Raw genomic sequence first — 20,461 nt, 5'->3', positions numbered from 1 at the left:
GCGCAGCGGTCCCGCCACTGCAGCGGCCGTTCTCCCAGGCGCCGCGGCGCATGGCGATGCAGTCGAGCGCCGCCTGGGCCGCCGCCTGCAGATCGAGGTCCAGGGTCAAGGTGGCATGGTGGCCGCCGCTGCCCGGCAAGCGCGCCAGCATGCCGGACACGCTGCCGGCATGCCCGGCCCGCACGCCCAGCAGCGGCGCCAGTCCGGCCAGGCGCGCCGCTTCGCTCGGGGCGCCATCGATCCACAGGCTGCGGCCGCGGCGGTCGACCAGCGCCACCTCGGCCCTGGCCGGCGCACGTCCTCCCTGCCCGGCCGGCAGCGCCTGCCACGCAAGGGCGCCGTCCTTCAACACGATGTGACGGTAGCGCGCATCGCCCGGCGCCGCCAGCGCGTCCATGCCGAGCGGCGCGGCATCCAGCGCCAGCTCCTGCGCGCCGGGTTCCGGCGCCAGCTCGAGCAGCTGCACCTGGTCCGGCCGCGTGCAGGCGCGTCCGCCGCAGGCCGGCGCCGCCGACACCAGCCGCGCGCCCGTCAGGCCACGCAGGCGGCCCACCAGCAGCAGCTGGATCGTGGCGCCGTCGGCCGCGGCGGCCGGCAGCCGCAGCCGCAGCCGTGCGCCCTCGCCGCCGAGCGGCCAGGCCGCCACCCGCTGCCAGCCGCCCCAGCCCTGCGGCAGGCGCGCGAACAAGCGGGTCGCCGCGGCCGGCAGGTCGCGGGCCAGCGGCGCCGGGGCCCCATCCGCCTCGGCCTGCCAGCGTCCGGCCTCGCCTGCCGGGCGCAGGCGCCAGGCCAGCAGCCGGCGTTCGCTGTTGAAGATGCGGACCTGCTCGCGCACGAAGTCGCCGTCGGCGTGGCGGTACAAACGTTCGAGCAGGCGCAGCGTATCGGCATCGATGGCGACCTGGTCCCAGCCGGTCTTGCCCTGCGCGCGCCAGGCGGCCAGGTCGGGCGGAGCCAGCTCGGCCAGCCCGCCGGCGCCAAGCCGCAGCAGGCCACGCGCTGCCAGGCTGTCGAACAGGCGCTGGTCTTCCATCGCGGTCGCGGGTGCCGCCGGTACGCGGTAATCGCCCGGCGCAAGCCAGGTTTCGACCGCCGTCCCCGCCGCCGGAAACGCCACCGCCAGCGCGCGCACACTGCCCTGCGCAGGTGCCGGCGCGGCCGGCCGGTACAGTTGCAGCACCAGCTCGCCCGCGGCGCAGGATGCGTGCGGGCGGCGCAGGAAGCGCAGCGCATGCCGGTCCCACAGCAGCCAGGCCTGGCGCCCCAGCCTGGCCTGCCCGGAGGACGCCGCCCGGTACGCGGTGGCGCCCTGGTCGCCGACCCAGCGCGCGGCCTGGCCTTCCCAGCGCAGCTCGGGCGCGGCGACGCTGCCGCTCAGCTGGATGCGCGGCATGGCCTCCTCGGCCAGCACCACGTTACGCAGCAGGACCGGCTTGGCCGCCTGCGCATTGCGGGCCGCCAGCGCCGCGACCTCGTCGAAGCGCACGCCGATCCGCAGCGGCAGCAGGCGCCCTTTGGCGGGGTCGAGCATCTGGCTGCACAGGTCGATGTGGCGGGCCGGCTCGGGGCGGAGACCGGACAGGATCAGCAGCGCGGCATCGCCGTGCGCTTCGAGCACAGCCGCCGGGCCGGGCGGCACCGTGAACGCGGCGCCCGGCAGGACCGGCCGCAGCGCCACCGGCCCGGCCGGGCCGGCCACCGCTTCGCCCGAGGCCGCAATCCAGCGCGCATGCACGGCTATCACGGCGCCGCCGCCCAGGGCCAGCAGGCAGCAGGCCACGCCCAGCCGGCGCAGCGCGGCGGGACGCGACGGCGCCGCGGCCGCCGGCGCCGGCGCCTGAGCCTGCGCCTGCGTCCGCGCGGCCGGGCGTGCATCGGGCCGCATGCGCGCCCATCCCGCCCGCAGGTTGCGCGCGCGCCGCCAGCGCGCCTGCCCCGCCGCCAGTGCCCCGACCACCGCTCCGATCATGCCCGTTCTCCCGCTTGATGTGTCAGGCGGCCCTAGCCGGGGGAAGGGGAAAAGCTGCACGGATCCGGCGCAGCTTCGGCGGCGGAATTTCGCACTTCATCCCGCATTTTTTGCGGCCTGTCGCAAGCCGCTGGAGACCTGATCGTCGCCCGGATACAGTGCACACATCGACAAGCGCTTCACCACCCGTCACGAAAGGAGAACCATCATGAACGTCCTCAAGCACATGGAAGCCGCCTTCCTGTTGTCGCTCAGCGTCGCCGGCGTGGCCAGCGTGGCGATCGATGCGATTCCGCCGGCCGAGGCCGGCGTGCCGGTCCGCGCCGCGGCGGCGATCCAGCCCGGCATGCCGGTCGTGCACGTCAGCGCCAAGCGCATGACCGACACCGAAAAACGCCAGTCGCTGGAGGCTGAGCGTGCCGGGAGCCGCACTTGATCCACGGCGACCGCGGGCGCTTCCTTCCTAGGCACCCGCCCGCGGCCGGCTGAACCCTCGTCCTTCAGTCCCTGCAACTCCTTTCCCGCCTCTTCGATCCCCTCAGTGTAGCCGCCAGGCATCGGCAAACGGCCGAATTCTGTTTCAGATGTAAGCGACTTTTTCAGGCACGCACAGCCGCGGCACAGCGAGCTATAGTCAACTCGTCGCAACGCATCTTGATCCGTACCGGACTGGAGACCAAACATGAAACGCACCCTTGCCCTTGCCGCCCTGATCCTCGCCGGCGCCGCCGCCGCCCCGCTGCCCTCGCTTGCCGCGAGCAACGTCAGCCTCTACATCGGCACTGCACCACCGGCGCCGGTATATGAGCGTGTGCCGGCGCTGCGCCCCGGCTATGTGTGGGCGCCCGGCTACTGGAACTGGAACGGCCACCGCCACGTCTGGGCGCCGGGCTACTGGGTCGTGGAACGCCCGGGCTATGCCTACAATGCACCGGTCTGGTACCAGAACAATGGCGGCTGGTACATGGCGCCGGCCCGCTGGACGGCCTACGGCGGCGACCGCGGCTACGGCCGGGTCTATGAGCGAGGCTGGGACCGCGACCGTGACGGCATCCCCGACCGCTACGAGCACCGCGGCGGCTGGGACCGCGACCGCGACGGCATCCCGGACCGCTACGAGCATCAGCGCGGCTGGGACCGCGACGGCGACGGTGTCCCGAACCGCTACGACCGCCGTCCGGACAACCCGTGGCGCCGCTGATCCGCGCCGCCTGAGTTCCACCGCAAAAGCGCCGTTTCGCCGGCGCTTTTGTCGTTTTCGGGTATCCTGCCGGCATGATTGAGCTTTTCCGTCTTCAACAGATCGCCTACAAGGGCGAACGCGCGGCCAGCCGGCGCCTGGCCGCCGCCTCCGGCCTGTCCGACGAGCAAGCCCTCCGCCGCACGCTCGAACTCAAGGCCGGCAAGGCGGGCCTGGCCGCCCTGGTGGCGGCCCGCGCCGCCGACCAGCTCGCGCAAGCCGGGCGCAGCGCGGCGCGCGACGCCGTCCGGGCCGAGGCGCGCGCACGCCAGGCCCGGCGTCACGATGGCGCTCCCAGTACCTGGCGCGCCTGGTTCGACGGCTCGGCCCGTCCGAACCCCGGCCGCTGCGGCATCGGTGCACGTCTGGAGGGTCCCGGCGGCGCCGTCGAGATCGCCCAGGCGGCCGGCTACGGCAACAGCAGCGAGGCCGAGTACCTCGCCCTGATCGCCCTGCTGGAAGCGGCCGTCGCGCGCGGCGTGTCCAGCCTGACGGTGTACGGCGACAGCCAGGTCGTGATCGGCGACGTGAGCGGCCCGGACGCGCTCGCCGCGCCGTCCCTGCATGCCTACCGCGCCACGGCGCGCGCCCTGATGGCCCGGATCGACGGCCTGGCGCTGCGCTGGGTGCCGCGCCACAAGAACACCCAGGCGGACGCGCTGTCGCAGCGCGCGTTCGCACTTTCACCCATTGCCGACATCGATGCAGAACAATCAGCTTGACTCCGAAGCCTGGCGTACGCGCCTGGCCGCCCTCGCCAAGGAATGCGCCGCCGGCGACCTGGACGGCGCCCACGACGCCAACCACCTCGAGCGCGTCTGGCGCAATGCCCGGTCCTTGCTGAACGATTACCCCGAAGCCGACGCGCTGGTGGTGCTGGCCGCCTGCTACCTGCACGACCTGGTCAACCTGCCGAAGAACGATCCGGCCCGCGCCAGCGCCTCGCGCCGCTCGGCCGAACTGGCGCGCGAGCGGCTCGCCGCGCTCGGCTTCCCGGCGCAGAAGCTGGACGCGGTGACGCACGCGATCGAGGCCCACAGCTTCTCGGCCGGGATCGTCCCGCGCAGCCTTGAAGCGCGCATCGTGCAGGACGCCGATCGCCTCGACGGCCTCGGCGCGGTCGGGCTGGCGCGCATGTTCTACATCGCCGGCCGGATGGGCAGCGGGCTGGCGCACGGCAGCGACCCGCTGGGGATGGCGCGCCCGCTCGACGACCAGGCCTATTCGCTCGACCACATCCCGCTCAAGCTGGCGCGCCTGCCGGGCATGATGCAAACCGAGGCCGGGCGCCGGCTGGGCGAGCAACGCCTGGCGATGCTGATGGAATTCAGGGCCGCGTTTGCCGCCGAGTGGAATGGGATCAACTGATGGATTAACCTTCAGGCAACAGTGCTACCATAGGATTTTTCGACATTGCGACGGCGATCCCATGACCAGCACCGCCACCCTCGCCAAGGCCAAGGCCGGCAACCTGAACTTCGTCCTGATCTGCGTGTTCATCGACATGCTGGGCATCGGCCTGATCGTGCCGGTGCTGCCGGCGCTGGTGGGCGAATTCGTCCACGGACGCGAACAGCAGGCGTTCTGGTACGGGATCCTGTCGGCCGTGTTCGGGCTGATGCAGTTCCTGTTCATGCCGATGGTCGGCGCCGCCAGCGACCGCCTCGGGCGCCGCCCCGTCATGCTGTATTCGATGGCCGGGATGGGCATCAACTTCCTGACCACGGCCTGGGCGCCGAACCTGGCCTGCCTGTTCATCGGCCGGGTCATCGGCGGCGCTTCCTCGGCCAGCATGTCGGTCGCGATGGCCTATGCCTCGGACGTCACCGGCCCCGAGGACCGGGCGAAGAGCTTCGGCAAGATCGGCGCGGCCTTCGGCTTCGGCTTCGTCTGCGGCCCGATGCTCGGCGGCCTGCTCGGCAACATCTCGCTGCACCTCCCCTTCTACGTCGCCGCCGGGCTGTCGGCCGCCAACTTCGTGTACGGCTTCCTGGCGGTGCCGGAGTCGCTGCCGCCCGGGAACCGCAAGCCGTTCCGCTTTTCGGACATCCATCCCTTTGGCGGCCTGGCGCGGCTGGCGCGCCGCCGCGAGATCCGCGGCCTGGTGGTGGTGGTCGTGCTGGTCACCTTCGCGCAAATGATGCTGCAGTCGACCTGGGTGCTGTACACCACCTTCCGCTTCGGCTGGACCCCGCGCGACAACGGCATCGCCATGTTCTGCGTCGGCGTCGCCAGCATCGTGGTCCAGGCCGGCCTGCTGGCGGCGCTGATCCGGCGCTTTGGCGAAGTGCGGCTGTCGCTGCTCGGGCTGGCCTCGGGCGCCGTCACCTACATGCTGTACGCGCTCGCCACCCAGGGCTGGATGATGTACGTGTTCATCCTGTGCAACCTGCTGGCCTTCGCCGCCGGCCCCGCCCTGCAAGGCATCATCTCGAAGACCGCCGGCCCCGGCGAACAGGGAGAGCTGATGGGCTCCCTGCAATCGGTCGGCAGCCTGGGCGTGATCCTGATGCCGCTGCTTGGCACTTTCATCCTCGGCGCGGCCAGCCACCTGCCGCCGCAGGACTGGCGCGTCGGCGGCCCCTTCTTCGTGTGCGCGGCGATGCAGGCACTGGCGATCGTCGTGGCGCGCCGCTACTTCCGCAGCCACAAGCAGACGTGACGGCGGGCGTGACGGCGGCGATCCCGCCCTTCGTGATCGCGGCGGTGCTGGGCGCCGCGCTGCTGCACGCGACCTGGAATGCGCTGGTCAAGGGCCGCGCCCGGCAAGGCGGCCCGCCGGACGACCCCTTGCCGCCGATGGTGCTGGTGGTGGCCGGCGGCGCGCTGGCCAGCGCCCTGCTGCTTCCCTTCACGGCCGCGCCGGCACCCGCCAGCTGGCCCTTCATCGCCGCCTCCAGCGTGGCCCAGGTGGCCTATCACCTGCTCCTGATCGAAACCTACGCGCACGGCGACATGAGCCACGCCTACCCGCTGATGCGCGGCAGCGCGCCGCTGCTGGTGGCGCTGGTGAACGGCGTGCTGACCGGCGAACGCCTGAACGGCGCGCAGTGGATCGCCATCTGCCTGATCTGCGGCGGCGTGCTGGCGATGCTGCTGGGCACGCGCACGCCGCACGCGCCGCAGGCACGGCGCAGCCAGCGCCGCGCAACGGCGTTCGCGCTGGCGACCGCCTGCGTGATCGCGCTGTACACCATGATCGACGGCGCCGGCGTGCGCCGCTCCGGCGCGCCGGCCGCCTACACGATGTGGATCTTCCTGCTGACCGGCAGCGCGGTGACGGCGTGGGCCGCGCGCGGGCGCCGGCGCGAGCTGCTGCGCCTGGCCGGCGCGCGCCCGCTGCTGCTGCCGCTGGGCGGGGTCAGCACGCTCGGCTCCTACGGCATCGCGCTGTGGGCGATGACGCTGGCGCCGGTGGCCGCCATCGCCGCCCTGCGCGAAACCTCGATTCTGTTCGCCACCGCGATCGCCGCGCTGTTCCTGCGCGAAAGGGTCGGAGCCTGGCGCCTGGTGGCGGCCGGCCTGATCGCCTGTGGTGCGGTAGCCATGCGCCTGGCCTGAACGGGTTGCCGGGAAAGCAATAATACCTTATGGTCTCGAGCAGGCCCGACAAGCGCGTTGCGATGCGCTCCACTTTTCCGACGGAGGTTCCATGAAGGTTCGACACAGCGCCCTGTGCGCCTCATTTTTCCTGCTCGCAAGCGCATCGAACGCAGCGACGGCGACGAAAGGCTATACCTATTCGTATCTCGGGAATCCCGACAATCCGAAGGTCTCCGCCACCCCGGTTTCCTGTAGCAAAGATTCATGCAGCCCGTCGATCGCCCTGGTCGGCGGCGGCTATGACGTCGGCGAAGCCTTCCGCTGGATGATCGCCCGCGCCGGCGTCACGAAAGCCACGGGCGGACGCTTCGTGATCATCCGCGCGACCGGCACCGACGCCTACAACCCGTATATCTACAGCCGCCTCGGGCAAGTCGACCCGACCAGCCCGAAAGGCTACGAGATGGTGGGCGGCGCCGACCTCGGGCTGACGTCCGTCGAAACCCTGGTGATCCCGAATCGCGCCGCGGCCGAGGATCCCTTCGTGCTGAAGGTCGTCGGGCGGGCCAGCGCCATCTTCATCGCCGGCGGCGACCAGGCGGATTACTACAATGACTGGCAAAGCACCTCGCTGAACAATCTCATCCAGAAAGCGGTGGCGGCCGGCATTCCGGTCGGCGGCACCAGCGCCGGCACGGCCATGCTGGGCCAGTACGCCTTCGCCGCGCTGAACGGCGCGGTAGACTCCCCCGCGGCCCTGAGCGATCCGTTCAACCGCTACGTGACGATCGATCCGCTGAATACCGCGTCGAAGAAGTTCGTCCAGACCGGCAGCTTCCTGACTGTGCCGACGCTGGGCAACATCATCACCGACCCGCATTTCAACACGCGCGACCGGCTCGGACGCCTGTTCTCCTTCGTGGCAAGGATCGGCAAGGGCTGCACCGGCGGCGTGGCGAATGTCGGCGACGTGGGCGGCATCGGCATCGACGAAGAGACCGCGGTGCTGATCTCCGGCGCAGCGGGGGCCGCGAAAGCGGAACTGGTGGCGAATCCGTACAACGCCGAGAACAGCAGCTCGCTCTACACGGCCCAGAATTCCGCCTACTTCGTGAAATACACCAGTGCGCCGACGCAATGCGTGGCCGGCAAGCCGCTGGTCGACAACAGCGGCATCCAGGTGTATCGCCTGAGCGCGCAGCCAAGCAAGCCGTCGCCCTATGCCAGCGCGCCGCAGTACAGCTTCAAGGCGAGCGCCTTCTTCAATACCTCGAACTGGGCGTCGCAGGCGGTGCAGACCTATGGCGACGGCTCATCGCTGAATGGTCCGTATTATTACGGGACCTCGGGTGGCGCGGTGCTGGGCAGTTCGGTTCACTAAGACGATGCGGGGCCGCGCGCAAGCTGCGGCCCTGCTGCATTTATTGAGGTTCCACTACACATGACCTACGATTCCCAGAACGCGTTCGCCCGCATCCTGCGCGGCGAACTTCCCTCGATCAGGGTGTACGAAGACGATGCCACCATTGCGATCATGGACATCATGCCGCAAGCCGACGGGCACGTTCTCGTCATCCCGAAAGAAGCCGCTGCCGAGATCTTCGAGCTGTCCGAAGAGAGCGCCGCGGCGTGCATTCGCACCACCCGGCGCGTGGCGACCGCGGTCAAGGCCGCGCTGAATTCGCCCGGCGTCATGATTGCCCAATTTAACGGAAGCGCGGCGGGCCAGACCGTGCCCCATGTGCATTTTCATATCATACCGAGACAGGCGGCGGAACCCCTGAGGCCGCATGCACAGCTTGCCGCGGACCCCGGCAGGCTTCGCGAGATCGCAGCACGGATCATTGCCGCCTTGCCGACCGGCACTGCCTGACCGGGGCTACGCTGCCAGGTACTCGCGCTCTGTCATCTGTCAATCGTGCATGCATATCCGATCTCCGTTTACGGATGAGTTGCTTTTTTGTCATATTTCACGAAAACTTTCGGAACGCATGGGCTTGATCGGAGTAGCCTCGTCAGTTCCGCATCTACGGTAGTTCTACTGTATGCGGACAACGATAACTAACCCGGTTAGGAGACATGATGGCTTCATTACTCCCAAGTAAATGGCTCGGCGTAATCATCGCCGCAGCCGGCGCGGCATCCGTGGCACAGGCACAAACCGCCACGGATGACAGCGGCTACCGCAGTACCCAGGATTTCCGTTCCTTCCAGAGCGCGGGCGGCGACGAGGAGGCGCGTCCGACCGTCATGGGCCGGCTCGAATGGCTCAAGGCGCGCTATGGCGCGACCGTGCCCGCCGATTTCTCGCGCCGCATGGCACAGGAATGGGCGAAGCAGCGCAGCACCTATCCGCAACTGGCTCCCGGCGCCACGCCGCCCGCCGGCGTGCCGCAGTGGCAGTCCATCGGCCCCACCCGTGCCGTCAAGACCGAGAACGGGATCAAGCTGAGCGTGACCGACAGCGGACGCCTGCGCAACATCCTGCCGCACCCGACCGACCCGAATACCGTCTACCTGCTGTCGTCCTCGGGCGGCATCTGGAAGACCAGCAACTTCGAAGCGCCCTACCCGACCTGGAGCCCGATCACCGACAAGGTCATCACCACCAGCGGCGGCGCCGCCGCCCTCGGCCGCGACCCGCAGACCCTGTACTACGGCACCGGCGACCCCTTCGACGGCATTCCGATCGTCGGCGGCGCCATGCTGAAGACCACCGATGGCGGCAACAGCTGGTCGCCCTTCGTCTTCCTCGGCAACTCGGGCATGGTCACGGACGTCAAGGTCGACAGCCGCGGCACCAAGGACGTCGTGCTGGTGGCGACCGATACCGGCATCTTCCGCTCCGCGGACGGCGGCAACACCTACACCAACGTGCTCAACGCCGGCCGGGCCTGGAGCCTGGCGCGCACCAACGTCGGTTGGCTGGCGACGGTCGCCACCAGGGGCTATTACAGCCCGGCGACGCTGTACCGGTCCAGCGACGGCGTCACCTGGACGCCGCTGTCGGCACCGAACCTGACCGGCGGCGCCGGCCGCATCACGCTCGCGGTCGGTGCGCCGGGCGATGCGGTGGTCTACGCCTACGCGGCGCGCTCGTGCGACGCCGGCTGCGACCAGAAGGACCTGTACCGCTCGGCCGACGGCGGCTATACCTGGACCGCGCTCGGCCTGAAGAGCAAGGCGCCGGTCAATCCGAACGAGGAAAACCCGACCATGGAGCTGATGGGCGGCCAGGGCTTCTATAACCACATGATCGTGGTCGACTCCACCGACCCGTCGCGCAATACCGTCTACCTGGGCGGCCAGCTCAACACCGGCAAGACCACCGACGGCGGCAAGACCTGGCGCCTGCTCACCAACTGGCTCGGGCAGTTCGGCCTGCCGTACGCCCACGCCGACCACCATACCGCCGTCGTATCGACCGCGGGCGGCAAGAAGCGCGTGATGATCGGTACCGACGGCGGCCTGTTCCTCAGCTACGATGAAGGCAAGAGCTGGACCGACCAGAAGAACACCGGCCTGGCGGATCACCTCATCTACTCGATGGCCACCTCGGGGTCCGATCCGAACAGCGTGCTAGTCGGCCTGCAGGACAACGGCACCCGGATCCGTTCCGGTAACACCAGCGTGTTCAACCAGAGCTTCGGCGGCGACGGCTTCGGCGTCGGCTGGAGCCAGTCAAAAACCAATGTGACCGCGCTCGGCAGCTATGTCTACGGCTACATCTACTATTCGCAGATGGATCCGAACATCCAGCGCAAATGGACCGGCCCGGCCTTCGACGATGCAAGCTGCACCTACAACGGCATCAACGCCTGCAACGCCTACTTCGTGACGCCGATCGCCACGCCCAGCGCCCAGGCCGACCCGGGCGGCAAGACCTACTTCACCAACACGGCCAGCCTGATCTACCGCACCGACGACGCCGGCGCATCGTGGCGTCCGATCTTCCGTGGCAGCACGGCGTCGACCTACATCCGCGGCGCGTCGCATAGCGTGGCGGTCAGCCCGGTCGACCTGAACCACGTGGCGGCGGTGTCGACCGGCGGCAGGCTGCTGATGACGAACGACGGCGGCGCAAGCTGGCTCATGCGCAACACCCTGGTGCCCGGCCATTCCGGCTTCAACAGCAGCGTGGCCTGGGCCAACAATTCGGTGCTGTATGTCGCCTCGGAGAACCCGACCGGCCAGAGCGTGTGGGTGGTGAAGTCGACCGACAACGGCGCGCACTGGCAGGCGGCCAGCAACGGCCTGCCGAACGTGCCGATCCAGAAGCTGCTGGCGGCGCCGAACGACCTGAGCGGCAATACCGTGTATGCGGCGACCTGGCTGGGCGTCTACCGCACCACCAACGGTGGCGCCAGCTGGAGCCAGTTCGGCGCCGGCCTGCCGACCGTCGAGGTGAGCGACCTGTACATGCCGGCCGACGGCAGCTTCCTGCGCGCCTCGACCTACGGCCGCGGCGTGTGGGACCTGTCGCTGCGCTGATCTAGGCCTCCGGCACGACGGCCGTCACCTCGATCTCCAGCCGCGCCCTGTCTTCGATCAGGGCGCGGACTTCGACGGCCGTCATCGCCGGGTAATGCTTGCCGATGATCTCGCGGTAAGCATTGCCCAGCTCGGCGGATGCCGCCAGGTACTCGCGCTTGTCGACCACGTACCAGTTCATGCGCACGATGTGCTCGGGACCCGCCCCGGCCTCGCGCAGCACCTCCACCACGTTCAGCAGTGCCTGGCGCGCCTGCGGGGCGAAGTCGTCGCTGTCGAAGCGGCCGTCCGCATTCCAGCCGATCATCCCGCTCACGAACACCTGGCGGCCGCTCGCCGCGACGCCGTTCGAATAGCCGCGCGGGCGCGGCCAGCCCGGGGGCTGGAGGATGTCCATCATCGCGTTTCCCCTTCGTTTTCCCTTGCCTGCTTTGCTTGGCCCAGCAGTTCGCGCGCGATGATCAGTTGCTGCACTTCGGTCGCGCCCTCGTAGATGCGCAGGGCACGGATCTCGCGGTAGAGCTGCTCGACCGGGTGGCCGCTGGTGACGCCCAGGCCGCCGAACATCTGCACGGCGGCGTCGATCACCTGCTGCGCCGACTCGGTCGCCGTCATCTTCGCCATCGCCGCTTCCTTGGTCACCCTGGCGCCGCGGTCGCGCTGCCAGGCGGCGCGGTAGGTCAGCAGCGCGCCGGCGTCGATCCGGGTCGCCATCTCCGCGAGCTTGGCCTGGGTCAGCTGGAAGTCCGACAGGAGCTGGCCGAACATCTGCCTGCTGGTCGCATGCGCCAGCGCCTCGTCGAAAGCGCGCCGGGCGAAGCCCAGCGCCGCCGCCGCCACCGAGGTGCGGAACACGTCCAGGGTCGCCATCGCCACCTTGAAGCCCTGGCCGGCCGCGCCGATGCGCCGGGACGCCGGCACCCGGCAAGCATCGAAGCGCAGCCGCGCCAGCGGATGGGGCGCGATCACCTCGATGCGCTCGGCGATCTCGAAGCCCGGCGTGCCGGCGTCGACCACGAAGGCGCTGATGCCGCGCGCGCCCGGCGCCTCGCCGGTGCGCGCAAACACCACGTAGAAGTCGGCGATCCCGCCGTTCGAGATCCAGGTCTTCTCGCCGTCCAGCACATAGCTGTCGCCGTCCTGGCGTGCCGCGCATGCCATCGCCGCGACGTCCGAACCGGCAGCGGGCTCCGACAGCGCGAACGCCGCGATCGCCTCGCCGCGCGCCACCCGCGGCAGGTAATGCTCGCGCTGGGCCTCGGTGCCGAACAGGCTGATCGCGCCCGAGCCCAGGCCCTGCATGCCGAAGGCGAAATCGGCCAGTCCGTTGTGCCGCGCCAGGGTCTCGCGGATCAGGCAGATCGCGCGCGTATCGACGGCCTGGGACTCGCCCGCGATCGCATGGCGCAGCCAGCCGCCCTCACCCAGCATGCGCACCAGCCGGCGGCAGTCGGCATCCACGTCCGGCGAGTGCACACCACGCACGTTCTGCGCCGCCCATTCGTCGAGCGCCGCTTCGAGGTCGACGTGGCGGCCGTCGAAGAAGGGCCACTCCAGGTAGGACTTGTCCGCCATCTCAGTCTCCTTCGAACACCGGCTTCTGTTTCGCCACGAAGGCGTGGTAGGCGCGATGGAAATCGTTGGTCGCCATGCAGATCGCCTGGGCCTGGGCCTCGGCCTCGATGGCTTGGTCGATTCCCATATTCCACTCCTGCTGCAGCATCTTCTTGGTCATGCCGTGCGCGAAGCTCGGGCCCTCGGCCAGGCCGCGCGCGAGCAGCCGGGCCTCGGCCAGCACCGCGTCCGGTTCGCACAGGCGGTTGAAAAAGCCCCAGCGCTCGCCCTCCTCGGCCGACATCGAGCGGCCGGTGTACAGCAGTTCCGCCGCCCGCCCCTGGCCGATCAGGCGCGGCAGGATCGAACAGGCCCCCATGTCGCAGCCGGCCAGGCCGACGCGCGCGAACAGGAAGGCGGTTTTGGTGTGCGGAGTCGCGAGGCGCAGGTCGGAGGCCATCGCCAGGATCGCGCCGGCGCCGGCGCAGACGCCGTCCACCGCCGCCACGATCGGCTGCGGGCAGGCGAGCATCGCCTTCACGGTATCGCCGGTCATGCGGGTGAAGGCCAGCAGGCCGGGCATGTCGAGCTTGGTGAGCGGTCCGATGATCTCGTGGACGTCGCCGCCCGAGCAGAAATTCCCGCCCGCGCCGGCGATCACCACCGCCTTCACGTCGGCCGCGTAGGCCAATGCGCGAAACAGGTCGCGCAGCTCCGCATACGAATCGAAGCTCAGCGGATTCTTGCGCTCCGGCCGGTTCAGGGTGATGGTGGCGACGCCATCGGCGGCCTCGTAGAGAAAATGCTCGGCGCGGTAGCTGGCGAGCAGCGCGCGGTTGCGCGGCAGCGAATGCGGGTCGCCCTGCAGGTAACGCATGGTCTACTCCTTTTCTTTGTCGTTCAATTGCTGCTTCATCGTGTCCAGCAGCGCGATCATCGCGGTCTTGTCCGCGGCCGGGATGTCGCGGAACAGCTCCGCCACCCAGCCTTCGTGCACGGCGGCCATCTCGGCAAACGCGGCCTGCCCCAGCGGGGTCAGCCTGACCACGAAGGCGCGCCCGTCCGCCGGATCGGGCACCCGCGCCACCAGGCCCTCGCGCTCGAGCTGGTCGGCGATGCCGGTGACGTTGCCGCCGGTGACCATCATCCGCTTCGACAGCTCGCCCATCCGCAATCCCTCCGGCTGGCGCTCCAGCTGGGCCATCATGTCGAAGCGCGGCAGCGTGATGCCGAAGGTGATGCGCAGGCGGCTGCGGATCGCGCTCTCGACCCGCGTGGTGCAGACCATCATGCGCAGCCACAGCTTGAGCGCCTGGTGGTGCTCGCGCGCCGTCACATGAGCTCCCCGCCGGCCACCGCGATGGCCTGCCCGTTCAGGGCCGACGCCTCCGGCATGCACAGCATGGCAACGGCGTGCGCCACCTCTTCGGGACGCACCAGCCGCCCCTGCGGGTTGCCGGCCGCCAGCTCCGCGCGCGCCTGCGCCTCGGAACGACCGGTCTTGCGCACGATGTTGGCCACCGCCTCCTGCACGATGCCGGTGTCGGTATAGCCCGGGCACACGGCGTTTACGGTGATGCCCTTGCCCGCCAGCTCCAGCGCCAGCGCGCGCGTGAGGCCGACCAGCCCGTGCTTGGCCGCGCAGTAGGCGGCCACGTAGCGGTAGCCCGTGAGCCTGGCCGTGGAGGCGACGTTGACGACGCGTCCCCAGCCCGCCTCCAGCATGGCGGGCAGCGCCGCCTGGATGCAGTGGTAGGCACCGCTCAGGTTCACGTCCAGCATGCGCTGCCCCAGCGCGGCGTCGGTCCTGGAGAACGGTGCCGATGCGGCCTGGCCGGCGTTGTTGACCAGGATGTCGGCCGCGCCCGCGCGCGCGAAGGCCGCGGCCACGCTGGCCTGGTCGGCCACGTCCACCACCTGCCATGCAGCGTCGCCGCCAAGTCCGGCCGCCGCCGCTTCCAGTGCGGCCGCGTCGCGCGCCATCAGGCTCACGCGCGCGCCCTCCGCCAGCAGCCTGCGCGCGACCGCCAGGCCGATGCCGCGGCTGGCCCCCGTCACCACGGCATGTTTTCCTTGCAGCGTGTCCATCAGCCCTCCAGCAGCCGGGCCGCAAGCTGCTGCGGCGACAAGCCGGCGTTCGCGGCCGCCAGCTGGCGTTCGCGCTCCAGCTGGCGTTCGAGTTGCGCCTTGCCGGCCAGGTACTGCTTCGGCCAGGCGATCGCCGTAAACCCGTTCTTCGCAGCTTCCGTCAGCGTCCAGGCCGGGTTCGCCAGGTGCGGCCGCCCCACCGCGCACAGGTCGGCGCGCCCGGCGGCGATGATGCTGTTGGCGTGGTCGGCTTCGAAGATGGAACCGACCGCGATCGTCGGAATGCCGGCCTCGTTGCGGATGCGGTCCGCGAACGGGGTCTGGTACATACGGCCGAACACCGGCTTTTCCCGCTTGCTTACCTGGCCCGACGAGCAGTCGATCATGTCGGCGCCGGCTTCCTTGAACAGGCGCGCGATCTCGACCGCATCCGAGGGCGTGATGCCGCCCTCGACCCAGTCGTGGGCCGAGATCCGCACGCTCATCGGTTTACCCGCCGGCCAGGCGGCCCGCATCGCGCGGAATACGCGTACCGGAAAGCGGCAGCGGTTTTCCAGGCTGCCCCCGTATTCGTCGCTGCGCCGGTTGGTCAGCGGCGAGATGAAGGACGACAGCAAATAGCCGTGCGCGCAGTGCAGCTCGAGCCAGTCGAAGCCCGCCTCCCCGGCCGCCCGCGTGGCGCGCACGAAGTCGGCTTCGACCCGCTCCAGGTCCGAGAGAGTGGCCGCCCGCGCCACCTGCGACACGCCCGGCAGGTACTGCTCGTCGGAGGCCGCGATCAAGGGCCAGTTATGTTCGGGAAGCGGCTGGTCGATCCCGTCCCACATCGCGCGCGTCGAGCCTTTCGGGCCGGCGTGGCCGAGCTGCAGGCCGATGCGGGCATCGGTCTGGCCGTGCACGAAGTCGACGATGCGCTTCCAGGCCGCGGTGTGCGCGGGCGCGTACATGCCGGGGCAGCTCGGGGTGATGCGGGCGTCGGCCGACACGCAGGTCATCTCGGCGAACACCAGCGCCGCGCCGCCCAGCGCGCGCGCGCCCAGGTGCACCAGGTGGTAGTCGCCCGGCACGCCGTCGACCGCCGAATACTGCGCCATCGGCGACACCACGATGCGGTTCTTCAGCACCAGTTCACGCACGCGCCAGGGCGTGAGCATCGGCGGCACGCGCGCACCCGCGGGCAAGGAGACGCCGGCCTGCGCGCAGGCGCGCCGGGCGAACCAGTCCTCGAAGCCCGCCACGTAGCCGGGGTCGCGCAGGCGCAGGTTCTCGTGCGAGATGCGCTGGCTGCGCGTCAGCATCGAGTAGGCGAACTGTTCCGCCTCAAGGGCGCTGTAGCGCTCGACGTTCTCGAACCACTCCATCGAATTGCGCGCCGCCGACTGGATCTTCAGCACCTCGACCGAGCGGCTGGCCTGGTAGGCGGCCAGCGCATCGGCCAACTGCGCCCGCAAGTCGTCCGGCCGGCCGGAAAAGCAGCGCGCCAGCTCGATCGCGTCCTCCAGGGCCAGCTTGGTGCCGGAGCCGATCGAGAAGTGGGCCGTATGCGCGGCATCGCCCATCAGCACCACCGGAAGCTCACCGTTCCAATGCACCCACTGCTCGCAGACGATGCGCGGGAAGGCGATCCAGATGGCGGAGCCGCGCAGGTGGCCGGCGTTCGACAGCAGCGGGTGGCCGTCCAGGTGCTCGGCGAACAGGCGCTCGCAGAAGGCGATGGCATCGATCTGGGGCATGTCGGCCAGGCCGGCCTTGCGCCACACCTCCTCGGGGGTCTCGACGATGAAGGTCGAGGTGTCGCCGTCGAACTGGTAGATATGCGCCTGGAACCAGCCGTACTCCGTTTCCTTGAACACGAAGGTGAAGGCGTCGAATTTCTTTTTCGTGCCGAGCCACACGAAGCGGCAGCGGCGCGTCTCCACCGAGGGCCGATAGGTGTCGGCATAGCGCGTACGGATGCGGCTGTTCAGGCCATCGGCGGCGATCACCAGGTCGGCGCCGTAACGCTCGGCGATGGCCTGGTCGTCCTGCACGTCGGTCTCGAATACCAGTTCCACGCCCAGCTCCTCGCAGCGCGCCTGCAGGATGTTGAGCAGGCGCTTGCGGCCGATGCCGCAGAAGCCGTGGCCGCCCGAGGTGACGCGGCTGCCTTTATAAAAGACCTCGATGTCGTCCCAGTGATTGAAGGCCCGCAGGATGGCGCGCGCGCTCGGCTCGTCGCTCGCCACCAGATTGCCGAGGGTCTGGTCGGAGAACACCACGCCCCAGCCGAAGGTGTCGTAGGGCCGGTTGCGCTCGACCACGACAATGCGACGGCCGGCGCCCCGGTGCGCCGGCTCCTGCTTCTTCATCAGGAGGGCGAAATACAGGCCGGCCGGTCCGCCGCCAATGCAGACAATATTCATGGTTCGCGTAGTTTGAAGCGCTGCAGCTTGCCTGTTTCGGTGCGCGGCAGCTTGTCGGTGAAGCGCACGGCGCGCGGATATTTATAGGGAGCGATATGCTCCTTGACGAAGTCCTGCAGCGCCCGCACCAGTTCCGGCGACGCGTCGGTGCCCGGCTTGAGCACCACGTGGGCCTCGACGATCTGGCCGCGCTCCTCGTCGGCCCGGCCGACCACGCCGCATTCGGCCACCGCCGGGTGGCGCAGCAGCACGTCCTCGACCTCTGCGCCGGCGATGTTGTAGCCGGCCGAGATGATCATGTCGTCAAGGCGCGAGCGATAATAAAAGTAGCCGTCGGCGTCCATCTCGAAGGCGTCGCCGGTCAGGTTCCAGCCGTTCAGCACGTACTGGCGCTGGCGTTGGTCCGCCAGGTAGCGGCATCCGGTCGGTCCCTTGACGGCCAGGCGCCCGATCACGCCGGGGCCGGCCGGCTCGCCCTTCGCATCGAGGATGCAGGCCGAATAGCCCGGTACCGGCTTGCCGATCGCGCCGGGCCGGATCTCGGCGCCGCTGGCGGAAATGAAGATGTGCAGGATCTCGGTGGCGCCGATCCCGTCGATCATGTCGATCCCGGTGGCGGCCTTCCAGGCATCGCGGGTGGCCAGCGGCAGCGCCTCGCCGGCCGACACGCAGGCGCGCAGCGACTGCAGCTCGTAGCGCGGCACCAGCGGCGTCATCTGGCGGTAGAAGGTCGGCGCCGTGAAGCACACGGTGGCGCGAAAGCGTGCGATCGCCGCCAACAGGCCTTCCGGCGTGAGCTTCTCGAACAGCACTCCGGCCGCGCCCACGCGCAAGGGGAACAGCAGCAGTCCGCCGAGGCCGAAGGTGAAGGCCAGCGGCGGCGTGCCGATGAAGACGTCGTCCTCGCGTACTCCCAGCGTGTGCTTCGGAAAGCAGTCGCAGATCGCCAGCACGTCGCGGTGGAAGTGCATGGTGCCCTTCGGAATGCCGGTGGTGCCGGAGGTGAAGCTGATCAGGCAGACGTCGTCGGCGGCCGTCTCCAGCGCCGCGAACGGTGCCTCGTGCCGCGCCATGCGCGCTTCCAGGCTGTCCGGATCGCCGGGGTGGTCGAAATACACCACCGGCGGACGATCCGCCACCTGTTCCAGCGCGGTGTCCAATTCCGCTGCCAGCGCCCGCGCGCACAGCACCGCGTTCACTTGCGCCTTGCCGATGATGACGCCGAGCTCGCGCGCGCGCAGCAGCGGCATGGTCGGCACCGCGATCAGGCCGGCCTTCAGCACGGCCAGGATGGCAGCCGCCATCGCCGGGCAATTTGCGCCACGCAGCAGTACGCGCTGGCCCGGCACCAGGCCCATGTCGATGCGCAGCACGTGGGCGATGCGGTCCACCTGGCGCTGCAGTTCGGCATAGCTCCAAGTGAGCCGGTCGCCCAGCACGGCGGTGCGCTCGCCGCGGCCCGCGGCCACATGGCGGTCGAGCAGCTCGGCCACGCAGTTCAGGCGCGCCGGATACTGGAGTTCGGGGAGCTCGAAGATGAAATCCGGCCATTCGCCGCGCGGCGGGAGATGGTCCCGCGCGAAGCTGTCGACGTAGGCCGAGGGACTCGACTCTGCAGCGGCTGAATTTGCCAATGAGCGTGTCATGAAGCGCTCCCGAGAAAAGAATCGGTCGGTGGATGCGGGAGATACTTTAAGCCTAAAGCAATTCGGGCACAAGCGCCTTGATGTGATTGAGCGCCCGCCCTGCACCTCGACCTGGCCGAACCAAGCCCCGCGCCGGTCTCCTAGAACTTCATCTCCAGGTTCGCGCGCACGCTGCGGTGAACCGGATTCAGCGTGCGGCTGGTCTGGGTGCCCACGCCCGGAGTCATGTAGCTGCTCTGGCTGAGGATGTCCTGGGCCAGCAGGCTGTTGGTCGCCACGCGCAGCTGCAGCTTCGGAGTGAACTTCCACAGCGCATACAAATCAAGGTCGCGCCGCACCGACTGGTAGCTGAGCTGGTTGCCGGAAATCCGCACCAAGCCGCCGTTCTTGAAGAGATAGCTGCCGCCAAGCGTCAGCGGACCGGTCTTGTAGTCGGCGCCGAGGGTGCTTGAGACCGGCGTCTGGCCGTCCAGGCGCTTGTCCGGCCCCGGCACCGAATCCACCGTCGACCAGTTGCGCGACAGGCTGGCGCGCAGGTCCAGGTTGGTCGTGGTCAGTCTTATATGCATACCGAGTAAAAATAATGTCAAAAAGCAACTTACCCACGGGCCGAGCTGCCCGTTATAATCGGACATCTTTCATTCGAGGTTTTACCGTGTCCGATCGCCTTAAAGTCCTGCCGCAATACCTGCTGCCCAAGCAGCGCTTGACGACCTTCGCCGGCCGCGTCGCCGGCGCCAAGGGCGGCTCGATCACGACCCGGCTGATCCGCTGGTTCGTCGGCAAGTACGGGGTCAACATGGCCGAAGCCGAGAACGCCGACATCGCCAGCTACACCAGCTTCAACGATTTCTTCACCCGCCCGCTGAAGGCCGGCGTGCGGCCGCTGGCGGATGCCGCCTTCGTCTGCCCGGTCGACGGCGCGATCAGCCAGTTCGGCGCGATCGACGACCACCACATCCTGCAGGCCAAGGGCCACCGCTTCACCACCACCGAGCTGGTGGGCGGCGACGCCGACCTGGCGAAGCAGTTCCGCCACGGCAGCTTCGCCAACCTGTACTTGTCGCCGAAGGACTACCATCGCCTGCACATGCCCTGCGATGGCCGCCTGACCCGCATGATCTATGTGCCGGGCGCCCTGTTCTCGGTGAATCCGACCACGGCGCGCGGCGTGCCGAACCTGTTTGCCCGCAACGAGCGCGTGGTCTGCGTGTTCGAGTCCGAGGAGTATGGCCCCTTCGTGATGGTGCTGGTGGGCGCGACCATCGTCGGCAGCATGGCCACCGTGTGGCACGGCGTGGTGAATCCGAAGCGTCCGCAGAAGATCAGCGAGTGGCGCTATGACGACCAGGACATCGTGCTGAAGAAGGGCGAAGAGATGGGCCGCTTCCTGCTCGGCTCGACCATCGTCATGCTGTTCCGCGCGAATACCATCGCCTTCAACCAGGACTGGGCGCCGGAGCGCAGCGTGCGCCTGGGCGAGAAGATGGGCGATTTCGTCGGCACGCCGGCCTGACCGGAAGCTCCG

18 protein-coding genes and 1 pseudogene are annotated in these 20,461 nt (G+C 69.3%); 10 read left to right on the top strand and 9 right to left on the bottom strand.

The window, feature by feature from the left end:
- Window positions 1–1,969, bottom strand: a pseudogene (locus ACI48D_RS12800) (penicillin-binding transpeptidase domain-containing protein); the annotation flags it as partial.
- 208 nt (window positions 1,970–2,177) lie between these two features.
- Here ACI48D_RS12800 and ACI48D_RS12795 point away from each other — a divergent pair.
- The 9 genes from ACI48D_RS12795 (at window position 2,178) to ACI48D_RS12755 (ending at window position 11,243) form a co-directional block, all read left to right on the top strand.
- Window positions 2,178–2,405 (top strand): hypothetical protein, encoded by a 228-nt coding sequence (locus ACI48D_RS12795; protein ID WP_435571591.1) that lies wholly within the window; start codon window positions 2,178–2,180, stop codon window positions 2,403–2,405.
- A gap of 246 nt (window positions 2,406–2,651) precedes the next feature.
- Window positions 2,652–3,170 (top strand): YXWGXW repeat-containing protein, encoded by a 519-nt coding sequence (locus ACI48D_RS12790; protein WP_435571590.1) that lies wholly within the window; start codon window positions 2,652–2,654, stop codon window positions 3,168–3,170.
- Window positions 3,171–3,244: 74 nt separating this feature from the next.
- Window positions 3,245–3,931 (top strand): ribonuclease HI family protein, encoded by a 687-nt coding sequence (locus tag ACI48D_RS12785; RefSeq protein ID WP_435571589.1) that lies wholly within the window; start codon window positions 3,245–3,247, stop codon window positions 3,929–3,931.
- Window positions 3,912–4,577 carry an HD domain-containing protein gene (locus ACI48D_RS12780; RefSeq protein WP_435571588.1) on the top strand — a complete coding sequence of 222 codons (666 nt, stop codon included), beginning with the start codon at window positions 3,912–3,914 and terminating at the stop codon, window positions 4,575–4,577. Before ACI48D_RS12785 ends, ACI48D_RS12780 begins: the two co-directional genes overlap by 20 nt.
- 61 nt (window positions 4,578–4,638) lie before the next feature.
- Window positions 4,639–5,871: a TCR/Tet family MFS transporter gene (locus tag ACI48D_RS12775; RefSeq protein WP_435571587.1), complete on the top strand. Its 1,233-nt coding sequence runs from the start codon at window positions 4,639–4,641 to the stop codon at window positions 5,869–5,871.
- Window positions 5,868–6,770: an EamA family transporter gene (locus ACI48D_RS12770; RefSeq protein ID WP_435571586.1), complete on the top strand. Its 903-nt coding sequence runs from the start codon at window positions 5,868–5,870 to the stop codon at window positions 6,768–6,770. The genes ACI48D_RS12775 and ACI48D_RS12770 overlap by 4 nt, the downstream gene beginning before the upstream one ends.
- 91 nt (window positions 6,771–6,861) lie before the next feature.
- Window positions 6,862–8,133 carry a cyanophycinase gene (locus tag ACI48D_RS12765; RefSeq protein WP_435571585.1) on the top strand — a complete coding sequence of 424 codons (1,272 nt, stop codon included), beginning with the start codon at window positions 6,862–6,864 and terminating at the stop codon, window positions 8,131–8,133.
- Window positions 8,134–8,193: 60 nt separating this feature from the next.
- Window positions 8,194–8,625: an HIT family protein gene (locus tag ACI48D_RS12760; protein WP_435571584.1), complete on the top strand. Its 432-nt coding sequence runs from the start codon at window positions 8,194–8,196 to the stop codon at window positions 8,623–8,625.
- Window positions 8,626–8,834: 209 nt separating this feature from the next.
- Complete coding sequence (locus ACI48D_RS12755) at window positions 8,835–11,243, top strand: WD40/YVTN/BNR-like repeat-containing protein (protein WP_435571583.1); 2,409 nt, start codon at window positions 8,835–8,837, stop codon at window positions 11,241–11,243.
- A gap of 1 nt (window position 11,244) precedes the next feature.
- Here the strand turns inward: ACI48D_RS12755 and ACI48D_RS12750 are convergent, their stop codons facing one another.
- From ACI48D_RS12750 to ACI48D_RS12715, 8 genes are all read right to left on the bottom strand, one after another.
- Window positions 11,245–11,640: a RidA family protein gene (locus tag ACI48D_RS12750; RefSeq protein ID WP_435571600.1), complete on the bottom strand. Its 396-nt coding sequence runs from the start codon at window positions 11,638–11,640 to the stop codon at window positions 11,245–11,247.
- Complete coding sequence (locus tag ACI48D_RS12745) at window positions 11,640–12,818, bottom strand: acyl-CoA dehydrogenase family protein (protein ID WP_435571582.1); 1,179 nt, start codon at window positions 12,816–12,818, stop codon at window positions 11,640–11,642. Before ACI48D_RS12745 ends, ACI48D_RS12750 begins: the two co-directional genes overlap by 1 nt.
- A 1-nt stretch (window position 12,819) precedes the next feature.
- The gene (locus ACI48D_RS12740; protein ID WP_435571581.1) at window positions 12,820–13,674 is read right to left on the bottom strand and encodes an enoyl-CoA hydratase family protein; all 855 of its coding nucleotides are present in this window, start codon (window positions 13,672–13,674) and stop codon (window positions 12,820–12,822) included.
- A 3-nt stretch (window positions 13,675–13,677) separates the two neighbouring features.
- Complete coding sequence (locus tag ACI48D_RS12735) at window positions 13,678–14,088, bottom strand: MarR family winged helix-turn-helix transcriptional regulator (protein WP_435571599.1); 411 nt, start codon at window positions 14,086–14,088, stop codon at window positions 13,678–13,680.
- 41 nt (window positions 14,089–14,129) lie between these two features.
- On the bottom strand, window positions 14,130–14,885 hold the full coding sequence (locus ACI48D_RS12730; RefSeq protein WP_435571580.1) for an SDR family NAD(P)-dependent oxidoreductase: 756 nt from the start codon (window positions 14,883–14,885) through the stop codon (window positions 14,130–14,132).
- Window positions 14,885–17,287, bottom strand: coding sequence for a bifunctional salicylyl-CoA 5-hydroxylase/oxidoreductase (locus ACI48D_RS12725; protein ID WP_435571579.1), 2,403 nt, complete (start codon window positions 17,285–17,287; stop codon window positions 14,885–14,887). The genes ACI48D_RS12730 and ACI48D_RS12725 overlap by 1 nt, the downstream gene beginning before the upstream one ends.
- Window positions 17,284–18,933 (bottom strand): benzoate-CoA ligase family protein, encoded by a 1,650-nt coding sequence (locus tag ACI48D_RS12720; protein WP_435571578.1) that lies wholly within the window; start codon window positions 18,931–18,933, stop codon window positions 17,284–17,286. Before ACI48D_RS12720 ends, ACI48D_RS12725 begins: the two co-directional genes overlap by 4 nt.
- A gap of 140 nt (window positions 18,934–19,073) precedes the next feature.
- Window positions 19,074–19,502, bottom strand: a complete 429-nt coding sequence (locus ACI48D_RS12715; RefSeq protein WP_435571577.1) for a hypothetical protein — start codon at window positions 19,500–19,502, stop codon at window positions 19,074–19,076.
- A gap of 86 nt (window positions 19,503–19,588) precedes the next feature.
- Between ACI48D_RS12715 and asd the strand changes: the two genes are divergently transcribed.
- Window positions 19,589–20,449 carry an archaetidylserine decarboxylase gene (gene asd / locus ACI48D_RS12710; protein WP_435571575.1) on the top strand — a complete coding sequence of 287 codons (861 nt, stop codon included), beginning with the start codon at window positions 19,589–19,591 and terminating at the stop codon, window positions 20,447–20,449.
- The last annotated feature ends 12 nt before the right edge of the window (window positions 20,450–20,461 follow it).

Origin of the sequence: Massilia sp. LXY-6 (assembly GCF_051233485.1) — a bacterium.
Classification (GTDB): domain Bacteria; phylum Pseudomonadota; class Gammaproteobacteria; order Burkholderiales; family Burkholderiaceae_D; genus Telluria.
The sequence above is the reverse complement of the archived record's forward strand: the minus strand, read 5'-3'. Positions and strand labels throughout refer to the sequence as shown.